General features: G+C 66.5%; 8 protein-coding genes. 3 read left to right on the forward strand and 5 right to left on the reverse strand.

Going from position 1 to position 11,788, the window contains the following annotated elements:
* Positions 1–134 precede the first annotated feature (134 nt).
* Positions 135–2,888 (reverse strand): aconitate hydratase AcnA, encoded by a 2,754-nt coding sequence (acnA, locus tag ARC63_RS01395; protein ID WP_057502340.1) that lies wholly within the window; start codon positions 2,886–2,888, stop codon positions 135–137.
* A gap of 301 nt (positions 2,889–3,189) precedes the next feature.
* On the opposite strand from acnA, the gene ARC63_RS01400 reads away from it, so the two are divergent.
* From ARC63_RS01400 to acnB, 3 genes are read left to right on the forward strand one after another with little or no spacing between them, the layout of a single operon-like run.
* The gene (locus tag ARC63_RS01400) at positions 3,190–3,414 is read left to right on the forward strand and encodes an AbrB/MazE/SpoVT family DNA-binding domain-containing protein (RefSeq protein WP_005409505.1); all 225 of its coding nucleotides are present in this window, start codon (positions 3,190–3,192) and stop codon (positions 3,412–3,414) included.
* 6 nt (positions 3,415–3,420) lie between these two features.
* Positions 3,421–3,819, forward strand: coding sequence for a type II toxin-antitoxin system VapC family toxin (locus ARC63_RS01405; protein ID WP_010482492.1), 399 nt, complete (start codon positions 3,421–3,423; stop codon positions 3,817–3,819).
* A 40-nt stretch (positions 3,820–3,859) separates the two neighbouring features.
* Positions 3,860–6,451: a bifunctional aconitate hydratase 2/2-methylisocitrate dehydratase gene (gene acnB / locus ARC63_RS01410; RefSeq protein ID WP_057502341.1), complete on the forward strand. Its 2,592-nt coding sequence runs from the start codon at positions 3,860–3,862 to the stop codon at positions 6,449–6,451.
* A gap of 160 nt (positions 6,452–6,611) precedes the next feature.
* Here the strand turns inward: acnB and ARC63_RS01415 are convergent, their stop codons facing one another.
* Genes ARC63_RS01415 through ARC63_RS01430 form a run of 4 tightly spaced genes read right to left on the reverse strand, consistent with a single transcriptional unit; the run spans position 6,612 to position 11,458 of the window.
* Entirely contained in the window at positions 6,612–7,685 is a 1,074-nt protein-coding gene (locus ARC63_RS01415; RefSeq protein ID WP_139042355.1) for a protein-glutamate methylesterase/protein-glutamine glutaminase, read from the reverse strand.
* Positions 7,682–8,278, reverse strand: coding sequence for a chemoreceptor glutamine deamidase CheD (cheD, locus tag ARC63_RS01420; RefSeq protein WP_014037083.1), 597 nt, complete (start codon positions 8,276–8,278; stop codon positions 7,682–7,684). Before cheD ends, ARC63_RS01415 begins: the two co-directional genes overlap by 4 nt.
* The gene (locus ARC63_RS01425; protein ID WP_019338555.1) at positions 8,275–9,144 is read right to left on the reverse strand and encodes a CheR family methyltransferase; all 870 of its coding nucleotides are present in this window, start codon (positions 9,142–9,144) and stop codon (positions 8,275–8,277) included. Before ARC63_RS01425 ends, cheD begins: the two co-directional genes overlap by 4 nt.
* Before the next feature lie 37 nt (positions 9,145–9,181).
* Positions 9,182–11,458, reverse strand: coding sequence for a methyl-accepting chemotaxis protein (locus ARC63_RS01430; RefSeq protein ID WP_057502342.1), 2,277 nt, complete (start codon positions 11,456–11,458; stop codon positions 9,182–9,184).
* Positions 11,459–11,788 lie beyond the last annotated feature (330 nt).

Below are 11,788 nucleotides of genomic sequence, written 5' to 3' on the forward strand. Positions count from 1 at the left end.
CCGAGCCCATGCTCGGCTGCTGTTGGCGCAGAACCAGCAGAGCCCATGCTCGGCTCTACAGGGGGGCATCGCAAACGCAAAGGGCCGGATCCGCAAGGATCCGGCCCTTTCCTCAATCGGGCGCAGCCGCGCCGTTACTTGCTGGCCAGCTGGCGCAGCACGTACTGCAGCAGGCCGCCGTGGCGGAAGTACTCGACTTCCTTCGGGGTCAGCAGCATCACCGACACCTCGAAGGTCTTCTTCGTGCCGTCGGCCTTGGTGGCGGTGACCGTGGCGCGCTTGCTGGCGCCGTCCTGCAGGCCGGTGATGTCGATCACTTCCGAGCCGTCCAGGCCCAGCGACTGCGCGTTTTCGCCGTTGCGGAACTGCAGCGGCAGCACGCCCATGCCGACCAGGTTGGAGCGGTGAATGCGCTCGAAGCTTTCGGCGATGACCGCCTTCACCCCCAGCAGCAGGGTGCCCTTGGCCGCCCAGTCGCGCGACGAGCCGGTGCCGTATTCCTTGCCGGCCAGCACCACCAGCGGCACCTTGTCAGCCTTGTACTTCATGGCCGCATCGTAGATCGCCAGCTTTTCCGGCTGACCGCCGCCGGCGGGGTAGTACAGGGTGTTGCCGCCTTCCTCGCCACCGAACATCAGGTTCTTGATGCGGATGTTGGCGAAGGTGCCGCGGACCATCACGTCATCGTTGCCGCGACGGCTGCCGTAGCTGTTGAAGTCGGCCGGCTGCACGCCGCGCTCCTGCAGGAAGCGGCCTGCCGGCGAGTCCTTCTTGATGTTGCCGGCCGGGGAGATGTGGTCGGTGGTGATCGAATCGCCGAACAGGCCCATCACGCGTGCACCATGCACGTCGTCGATGCTGCCGGTCTGCATGGTCATGCCATCGAAGTACGGCGGGTTCTTGATGTAGGTGGAGGCGTCGCTCCACTCGTACAGGTTGCCGTCCGGCGAGGCGATGGTGTTCCAGCGGGTGTCACCCTTGAACACATCGGCGTAGTTCTGCTTGAACATCTCCGGGCCGATGGTGGCGGCGATGACATCGCCGATTTCCTTGTTGCTCGGCCAGATGTCGCGCAGGAACACCGGCTGGCCATCGCTGCCGGTCCCCAGCGGCTGGGTGGTCAGGTCGATGTCGGTGGTGCCGGCGATGGCGTAGGCCACCACCAGCGGCGGGCTGGCCAGGTAGTTCATCTTCACTTCGGGGTGCACGCGGCCCTCGAAGTTGCGGTTGCCCGACAGCACCGAGGTGACCACCAGATCGCCGGTGGCGATGCCGGCGCTGACTTCGGTCGGCAGCGGGCCGGAGTTGCCGATGCAGGTGGTGCAGCCGTAGCCGACCACGTAGAAGCCGATCTTCTCCAGCTCCTTCAGTACGCCAGCCTTTTCCAGGTAGTCGGTGACCACGCGCGAGCCTGGGCCGAGCGAGGTCTTGACCCACGGCTGGCGGTTCAGGCCCTTGGCGGCCGCGTTGCGGGCCAGCAGGCCGGCACCGATCATCACCGCCGGGTTGGAGGTATTGGTGCAGGAGGTGATGGCGGCGATGACCACTGCACCATCCTTCAGCCGCACCTTGCGGCCTTCGATCTCGATGTCGGCGTAGCCCTTGGCCAGCTGCTCGTTGCCGACCGCGGCGCCGCCGCCTTCATTGACGAAGGAGGAGACGTCGTCGCTGCGCTTGTCACGGTTGGCGGTCATGCCGACCAGCGCTTCGCGGTAGTTCTTCTGCACGTCTTCCAGCAGCACGCGGTCCTGCGGGCGCTTGGGGCCGGCCAGCGACGGCTTCACCGTGCCCATGTCCAGTTCCAGCGTGGTGCTGTACTGCGCATGTGCACTGTTGGCGTCGTGCCACAGACCCTGCGCCTTGGCGTAGGCTTCGACCAGATCGATCTGCTCTTCGCTGCGGCCGGACAGGCGCAGGTAGTTCAGCGACTCGGCGTCGATCGGGAAGATGCCGCAGGTGGCGCCGTATTCCGGGGCCATGTTGCCGATGGTGGCACGGTCGGCCAGTGGCAGGTGCTGCAGGCCATCACCGTAGAACTCGACGAACTTGCCGACCACGCCGAGCTTGCGCAGCATCTGGGTAACGGTCAGCACCAGGTCGGTGGCGGTGGCGCCCTCGGGCAGCTTGCCGGTCAGCTTGAAGCCGACCACCTGCGGAATCAGCATCGACGACGGCTGGCCCAGCATGGCGGCTTCGGCCTCGATGCCGCCCACGCCCCAGCCCAGTACGCCGATACCGTTGATCATCGTGGTATGGCTGTCGGTGCCGAACACGGTATCGGGGTAGGCAACGGCCTTGCCATCCTTGTCCGCAGTCATCACCACGCGGGCCAGGTTTTCCAGGTTCACCTGGTGGACGATGCCGGTGTTGGGCGGCACCACCTTGAAGTTATCGAAGGCCTTCTGGCCCCAGCGCAGGAAGCCGTAGCGTTCCTGGTTGCGCTGGAATTCGATCTTGCCGTTGAGGTCCAGCGCGTCGGGCTTGCCGAACACATCGACCTGCACCGAGTGGTCGATGACCAGTTCGGAGGGAATCTGCGGGTTGATCTGCTCCGGCTTGCCGCCGAGCTTGACCACCGCATCGCGCATCGCGGCCAGGTCGACCACGCAGGGCACGCCGGTGAAGTCCTGCAGGACCACGCGCGCCGGCATGAAGGCGATCTCGGTGTCCGGCTCGGCCGCCGGGTTCCAGCGGGCCACTGCTTCGATGTGGTCCTTGCCGACGGTGATGCCGCCGTCCTCGTGCCGGAGCAGGTTCTCCAGCAGGATCTTCATCGAGTAGGGCAGGTGGGAGATGTCGAAGCGCTGGCCCAGCGTGGGCAGGCTGAAGTAGTCGTAGGTCTTGCCGCCGACGTTCAGCTGGCTGCGGGTGGAGAACGAATCGCTCATGCGGGGTAACTCCTTCTTGCGGATGGCTTGCAGTGGCCCGCGCATGGGCGGACCTGCTTGCGGTCGCCGCGGGCCTGGTGGCCCCGGAGGTTCCAGTATGAACCCGAAACTGAATGGATTCACCCGGGCCGGGTCCGGCCTGCGGCATCGGTTCCAGACTACAGGGGAAGGTGTATGGCGTATGTCACGTTTGTGGCCGATCCTTTGCGAGGCAAGGGCTGGCGGGTCGCCGGTCCTGTTCAGGGTGGAAGTATGCCCGGGGAAGTATGTATAATTTGTGCATACTCTGGAGGGCCTACCGATGGAAGCCACTGTTGCAGAACGCGGACAGATCACCCTGCCCAAGGCGGTGCGTGATGCCCTCGGCCTGACCAAGGGCACGCTGCTGAAGGTCGAGCTGGACGGCAGCCGCATCATCCTGCGCAAGAGTGTTGACGATGCCATTTCACGGGCGCGCGGCAAGTTCGCGCTGGACGGCTTCGAGTCGTCCGATGCGGCAGTACGCGCGGTGCGCGACGAGGAATAAGCCGTGATGATCGCCGTCGATTCACCGGTACTGGTCGAGCTGCTCAGCAATGGCCCGCAGGCCGATGCCGTGGAAGCCATCCTCCGGCAGAGCCTGGTCGGCGGCCGCGTGGTGGTCTGCGGCGCGACCCTGGCCGAGGTCTGCGCATCGCTGCGCGGCGGCGCCGAGGTGCTCGAAGCGCTGGAAGAAATGGGCGTGCACTTCAACCCGATGGAAGCCAAGTCGGCGTTGCGCGCCGGCGAGATGCACCGTCGCCACCGCCAGCGCAGCGGCAGCCGCCGCAGCCTGGACGAATTCATGGTCGGCGCCCACGCACTGCTGCAGTGCGATGGCCTGATCACCTGGAACGATACGTTTTACCGCGACTACTTCAAGGGCCTGAAGCTGATCGTGCCGCACGCCTGAGCCCACTTTTTTTCAACCTACGCATTACCCGGGAGTTGTCATGTTGGAAGCCTACCGCCACCACGTCGCCGAGCGCGCTGCGCTTGGCATCCCGCCGCTGCCGCTGAGCGCGCAGCAGACGGCCGATGTCATCGAACTGCTGAAGAACCCGCCGCAGGGCGAGGCCGAGTTCCTGCTCGACCTGCTGACCCACCGCGTGCCGGCCGGCGTCGATGACGCAGCCAAGGTCAAGGCCTCGTACCTGGCCGCGATCGCGCTGGGCAGCGAGCAGAACCCGCTGATCAGCCGCGAGCGCGCCACCGAACTGCTGGGCACCATGCTCGGCGGTTACAACGTCGCTCCGCTGGTGCAGCTGCTGGATGACGCCAGCGTCGGCACCATCGCCGCCAACGGCCTGAAGAAGACCCTGCTGGTGTTCGACGCCTTCCACGACGTGCAGGAAAAGGCCAAGGCCGGCAACGCCAACGCCCAGGCCGTGCTGCAGAGCTGGGCCGATGCCGAGTGGTTCACTGGCAACCCGGAAGTGCCGCAGAGCCTGACCGTCACCGTGTTCAAGGTGCCGGGCGAGACCAACACCGACGACCTGTCGCCGGCGCCGGACGCGACCACCCGCCCGGACATCCCGATGCACGCCCTGGCGATGCTGAAGAACAAGCGCGACGACGCGCCGTTCACCCCGGAAGAAGACGGCAAGCGCGGCCCGATCCAGCAGATCCTCGACCTGAAGGACAAGGGCCACCTGGTTGCCTACGTCGGCGACGTGGTCGGCACCGGCTCCTCGCGCAAGTCGGCCACCAACAGCGTGCTGTGGTGGACCGGCGATGACATTCCGTACATCCCGAACAAGCGCGCCGGTGGCGTGTGCCTGGGCGGCAAGATCGCGCCGATCTTCTACAACACCATGGAAGATGCCGGTGCGCTGCCGATCGAGCTGGACGTGTCGAAGATGGAGCACGGCGACGTCATCGAGCTGCGCCCGTACGAAGGCAAGGCGCTGAAGAACGGCGAGGTGATCGCCGAATTCCAGGTCAAGTCCGACGTGCTGTTCGACGAAGTGCGTGCCGGTGGCCGCATCCCGCTGATCATCGGCCGTGGCCTGACCGGCAAGGCGCGCGAGGCGCTGGGCCTGGCCCCGACCGACCTGTTCCGCCTGCCGGTGCAGCCGGCCGATACCGGCAAGGGCTTCTCGCTGGCGCAGAAGATGGTCGGCCGCGCCTGTGGCCTGCCGGAAGGCCAGGGCATGCGCCCGGGCACGTACTGCGAACCGAAGATGACCTCGGTCGGCTCGCAGGACACCACCGGCCCGATGACCCGCGACGAGCTGAAGGACCTGGCGTGCCTGGGCTTCTCGGCCGACCTGGTGATGCAGTCGTTCTGCCACACCGCCGCCTACCCGAAGCCGGTGGACGTGAAGACCCACCACACCCTGCCGGAGTTCATCTCCACTCGTGGCGGCGTTTCGCTGCGCCCGGGCGACGGCGTGATCCACAGCTGGCTCAACCGCATGCTGCTGCCGGATACCGTTGGCACCGGTGGTGACTCGCACACCCGTTTCCCGGTGGGCATTTCGTTCCCGGCCGGTTCGGGCCTGGTCGCCTTCGCCGCGGCCACCGGCGTGATGCCGCTGGACATGCCGGAGTCGGTGCTGGTGCGCTTCAAGGGCAAGATGCAGCCGGGCGTGACCCTGCGTGACCTGGTCAACGCGATCCCGCTGTACGCGATCAAGTCCGGCCTGCTGACCGTGGCCAAGGCTGGCAAGAAGAACATCTTCTCCGGCCGTATCCTGGAAATCGAAGGCCTGCCGGAGCTGAAGGTCGAGCAGGCGTTCGAACTGTCCGACGCCTCGGCCGAGCGTTCGGCCGCCGGCTGCTCGGTGCGCCTGAACAAGGAGCCGATCATCGAGTACCTGACCAGCAACATCACGCTGCTGAAGTGGATGATTGCCGAGGGTTACCAGGATCCGCGTTCGTTGCAGCGCCGTATCGAGAAGATGGAAGCGTGGCTGGCCAACCCGGAGCTGCTGGAGCCGGATGCCGATGCCGAATACGCTGCCGTCATCGAGATCGACCTGGCCGACATCCACGAGCCGATCGTGGCCTGCCCGAACGATCCGGACGACGTGAAGACCCTGTCCGAAGTCGCTGGTGCCAAGATCGACGAAGTGTTCATCGGTTCGTGCATGACCAACATCGGTCACTTCCGTGCCGCTGCGAAGCTGCTGGAAGGCAAGCGTGACCTGCCGACCCGCCTGTGGGTGGCCCCGCCGACCAAGATGGATGCCTCGGAGCTGACCAAGGAAGGCGTGTACGGCACCTTCGGTGCCACCGGCGCACGCATGGAAATGCCGGGCTGCTCGCTGTGCATGGGCAACCAGGCGCAGATCCGCGAAGGCTCCACCGCGATGTCGACCTCGACCCGCAACTTCCCGAACCGCCTGGGCCGCAACACCAACGTGTACCTGGGTTCGGCGGAACTGGCCGCGATCTGCTCGCGCCTGGGCCGCATCCCGACCAAGGAAGAGTACATGGCCGATGTGGGCGTGATCGCCGCCAGCGGCGCGGAGATCTACCGCTACATGAACTTCGACCAGATCGAGGAATACCAGGACGTGGCCAAGACGGTCGCTGCCTGATGCGGTAACTGAAAACCCCCGGCTCGCGCCGGGGGTTCTTGTTTGCGGGATGCCCTGTGGCGCCGAATCCATGCCCGGCTGCTGTTCGCGCGATGCGCGATGAGTCGAGCGTGGCTCGACTCTACAAAGGCATCCACGCATGGCGTGGATCCACTTCGCGTCAGCTGCGGGCGAGGGCGAGCAGGCGTTCCGCTATGCGTTCCAGTGGTACCTGTTCGTCCGCGGCGCCGAGCTTGAACGCTGCACCGGGCATGCCCCAGACCACACTGGTGGCCTCGTCCTGCACCAGTGTCGGCGCGCCGGCCTGGCGCATCTCCAGCAGGCCGCGTGCGCCGTCATCGCCCATCCCGGTGAGTATGGCACCGATGGCGTTGCTGCCGGCGTTCTGCGCGACCGAACGGAACAGCACGTCCACCGCGGGCTTGTGCCGGTTCACTGCCGGGCCGTCATCGACGCGGCAGCGCCAGCGCGCACCGTCGCGGATGATGCGCAGGTGCTTGCCGCCGGGTGGGAGGTAGGCGTGGCCGGGCAGCACCGCTTCGCCGTCGCTGGCCTCGCGCACGGCCATCGCCGAGTGTCGGTCCAGGCGTTCGGCAAAGGCGCTGCTGAAGCTGGCCGGCAGGTGCTGGGTCATCACCACGGCGGGCGCGTCGGCGGGCATGCCTTCCAGCACCACGCGCAGCGCTTCGGTGCCACCGGCTGACGAGCCGATCGCGATCAGGCGATCGGTGGTACGGAACTGCGGTGAGGCGGGGCGCATCGAGGGGGCTGCGTCCAGCATGAGTTTCGGGACTGCAGCGCGCACCAGCGGGCGCACCCGCGAGCGCGCCGCCATCTTGACCTTGGCGATGATCTCGTCGGCGTAGCCCTGCAGGCCGCGGGCCACGTCCAGCTTGGGCTTGGAAACGAAATCCACCGCGCCCAGCGCCAGTGCCTGCAGCGTGGTGTCGGCGCCTCGCTCGGTCAGCGAGGAAATCATCACCACCGGCAGCGGATGCAGGCGCATCAGGTTTTCCAGGAACGCCAGCCCGTCCATGCGCGGCATTTCCACGTCCAGGGTGATCACGTCCGGGGCCAGGCGCTTGATCTTCTCGCGCGCCAGCAACGGGTCGGCGGCGGTGCCGACCACGTCGATGGACGGATCGCTGGACAGGATCTCGGTGAGCATCTGGCGCACGACGGCGGAGTCGTCGACGATCAGGACCCGGCAGGGGGCGTTGCCGGTCAGGGTCATTCGAACAGCTCCACGCCGCCGGTGACCGGGGCCTTGGACAGGCGTGCACGCACCGCCGATTCGGTCGCGGCCACCTCGGCTTCATGGGCGTGCGGCAGGCGCTGCACCACCACGCGGCCGGTATCGGCGAAGAACCAGATCTTGCGCGGATGGATGCCGCACAGGTCCTCGGCGATGATCGGAATATGCTCGGCCTGCAGGTACTGGCGCACGAACTCGGCGTTGCGCGTGCCGACCGGATTGCTGGTGAAGCCCTTGAGCACGTTGGCGCCGCCGAACACCTTGGCTTCGATGCGCTTGCGGTGGGCGCCGCGCTTGAGCATGTCGTTGATCAGCAGTTCCATCGCGTAGCTGCCGTAACGCGCGGGCGCGCCGTCGCCGGCATTGCCCTCGGGCAGCAGGAAGTGGTTCATGCCGCCGATCTTCAGTACCGGGTCGCGCAGGCACGCGGCCACGCAGGAACCCAGCGTGGTGGTCAGCGCGGTGGTGTCGTCCACCACCAGGTACTGGGTCGGCAGCAGCTTGGCCGCGATGGTCTGGAAGCGCGCATCCTGGTAGCGCATCACATCGTCGGTACGCAGCGAGGCGTTCATGCGCCGGCCTTTGCCGCACGGCGATACAGCGTACGGCCGCAGGGCTGGATCAGGTCGGCGGCGTGCAGGTAGTTCTCCGAGTGCCCGGTGTAAAGCAGGCCGTCATCGGCCAGGTGCTGCACCAGGCGGCCGAGGATGGCACGCTGGGTCGGCTTGTCGAAATAGATCATCACATTGCGGCAGAACAGCGCGTCGAATGGTCCGCCGACGTCGTAGCGCGGGGCGAGCAGATTCAATGGGCGGAACTCGATCAGCTCGCGTAGTGCCGGCAGCACGCGGCACTGGCCCTCATTGGGGCCGCTGCCACGCTGGAAATAGCGCCGGCGCAGATCCGGGTCGAGATTGGTGACCCGGTCGATGTTGTAGACGCCACGGCCGGCGGTGGCCAGTACCTGGGTATCGACATCGGTGGCGACGATGCGCACCGGCGGCTTCAGCGTACCGAAGGCCTCACAGGCGGTGATCGCCATCGAATAGGGTTCTTCACCGGTGGACGCCGCGCATGACCACAGCAGCAGCGGCGTGCGGCTGGAGCGCTGCTGCAGTTCCTCGCGCAGCTTGTCGAAGTGGTGCGGCTCGCGGAAGAACGAGGTCAGGTTGGTGGTCAGCGCGTTGGTGAACGCCTGCCACTCGTCACCGTCTTCCTGCTCCAGATGGTCCAGATACTGCTGGAAGCTGCGCATGCCCAGCGTGCGCAAGCGGCGCGATAGGCGGCCATAGACCATGTCGCGCTTTGCCGGTGCAAGGGCGATGCCCACGCGCTGGTAGATCAGATCGCAGACGCGGCGGAAATCACGGTCGGCGAACTCGAATTCGCGCGGGCCGGTGACGATGGGAGTAGGACTTTGCACGGGGGACGTGTCCATCGGCAGAGGCGGCGGCCGAAGCCGCCGCGGGTGGGTCTCAGAATTCCTGCCAGTCGCTGTCGCTGGCGACGAAGGTGCTGGCGTTGCTGCCGGTGCGGCGGACCGGTGCCGGCGTTGGAACCGGCTGCGGGCGCGCCACGGCGGTGGCAACACGCACCGGTTCGACACGCGCGGCCACCGCCTTCATTGCGGCGGAGACCTGGTTGTCCAGGCGGAAGATCGCCACGGCGTCGGCCAGCTGGCCAGCCTGTTCTTCCATCGCGCGCGCGGCAGCGGTAGCTTCCTCCACCAGCGCGGCGTTCTGCTGGGTGGTCTCGTCCATCTGCACCACGGTCTGGTTGACCTGCTCGATGCCGGCGCTCTGTTCCTGCGAGGCGGCGGAGATCTCGGCCATGATGTCGGTCACGCGCTGCACCGAGGCGACGATCTCGCCCATGGTGCTGCCGGCCTGGTGGACCAGGCTGGAGCCTTCGGCAACCTTGCCGACCGAATCATCGATCAGGCCCTTGATCTCCTTGGCGGCGGCGGCCGAGCGCTGGGCAAGGGTGCGCACCTCGCTGGCGACCACGGCGAAGCCGCGGCCCTGTTCACCGGCACGTGCGGCTTCCACTGCAGCATTCAGCGCCAGAATGTTGGTCTGGAAGGCGATGCCGTCGATGACGCTGATGATCTCGGCGATCTTCTTCGACGAGGCTTCGATGGCCGACATGGTGTTGACCACCTGGCCGACCACGCTGCCGCCTTGAGACGCAACACCCTGCGCGCCGATCGCCAGCTGATTGGCCTGGCGGGCATGTTCGGCGTTCTGGCGCACGGTGGAGGTCAGCTCCTCCATCGACGCGGCGGTTTCTTCCAGGTTCGCAGCCTGCTGCTCGGTGCGACGCGACAGGTCGCTGTTGCCCGAAGCAATCTCACCGGCGGCCAGGGTGATGCTGGAAGCACTGGCCTGGATCTGGCCGACGATCTGGGTCAGCTGCGCGACGGTTGTGTTGGCGTCGTCACGCATGCGGGCGAACACGCCCTGGTAGTCACCCTGCATGCGCGCGGTCAGATCACCTTCGGCGATGGCCGACAGCAGCTGCGAGAGCTTGCCGAGGTTGTCATCGCTGACCGCCATCATCGCGTTGAGGTTTTCCAGCATCAGGCGAAAATCGTGATCGAAGCGCTGCGCATCGCCACGGCGGCTGAAGTCGCCGGCAGCGGCGGCACTGGCCAGCTGCTTGATTTCGGCGTTGATGCGGCCGAGATTGGCCTTGACGGTGTCGACGGTGGTGGTCATCGCCGCCTTTTCGCCGGGGTAGCGGGCGATGTCGCGGCTCAGGTCGCCGACCGCGTACTGCTGTACCACGTCCAGCACGTTATGCAGGGTCTGCACGTGGCCGCCTACCAGGGCGTTGGTTTCCTGCACCATCAGCCCGTACTCGCCGGGGAAGGCACTGGCGTCGATGCGATAGCTCAGTTCGCCGGCATCGTGGCGGCGGGCCATTTCGCGCTGGCCGCCGATCACTGCGTGCAGCTGCTGCTGCATGCCGGACATGGCGTCCAGCAGGCGACCGGGTTCGTCATGCGCCTGCGGACCGATGTGGCTGTCCAGCTTGCCGCGGGCGATACCCTCGGCGACGGCCGTTGCCTGCTTCAGCGGCACGGCGATGCGGTTGCCGATGAGCCAGCTCAGGGCCAGCACGATCAGTACCAGCACGCCACCGGAGACGGCCATGATGGCGGTGAACACCAGCGCCTGCTTCTGCACGTCGTCCATGTAGACGCCGCTGCTGACCACCCAGTTCCAGGGCGCGAACAGGCCGGCGTAGGCGACCTTCTCGACCTCGCCCTTGCTGCCGGGCTTGGCCCAGCGGTAGTTGACGAAGCCGCCACCGGCCTTGGCTGCTTCGACCTGGTCGTAGTAGATGCGCACGCCGTCGTCGGTGCGGAAGTCCTTCATGTCCTTGCCGACCAGATCCTTGCGGAACGGGTGCATCAGCAGGCGGTAGCCGGTGTCGTAGATGTTGAAGTAGTAGGCATCGTTCTCGGCGCGCATCACTTCCAGCGCCTGCAATGCCGCGCTCTTGGCAGCGTCCTCGCTGAGCTCGCCGGTACCGGCCAGCCGGTGATAATGCTGGAGGATGCCGTAGCTGAGTTCGACCTGGGTCTTCAGCGCGGTCTTGCGGGTCTCGGTGAGGTCCAGGTACTGCATGCGGGCGGCGATCACCGAGAGCGCGATCACGCCGAGCGCGATGAGCAGCGTCAGCAGGTTGAGCTTGCGCCGGACGGAGAGGTTGCTGAAGTAGTGTTGCCAGCGATGCAGGAGATTCATCGAGCAGGACCAGGTCGAAGCGGGCGGGCGGCGCCGAGCCGGTCAGCGGCGGGACAAGCCGTGACAACCCCGTTATCGGCCGATGGGGCGGGGGATTGAGGCGCAGTGTCCGAACGTATTCAGGTTTCCTTGCAGCGGCGGCTGCGGCGCTGCCTGCGGCAGGCTGGTTTTGAAGCAACAGCAACAGCAACAGCGGCTGGTCGGCGCTGGATTGTCAGTAAGTGGCTGGGCCGGGGTGGGCAGGCAGGACACGCCATAAACCCGTCCATGGGGGCTCGATGGCGCCATCCATGGCGCCAACGGTCCTGCCTGCCCACCCCGGCCCAGCCT

Origin of the sequence: Stenotrophomonas geniculata ATCC 19374 = JCM 13324 (genome assembly GCF_001431625.1) — a bacterium.
In the GTDB taxonomy this organism is placed as follows: domain Bacteria; phylum Pseudomonadota; class Gammaproteobacteria; order Xanthomonadales; family Xanthomonadaceae; genus Stenotrophomonas; species Stenotrophomonas geniculata.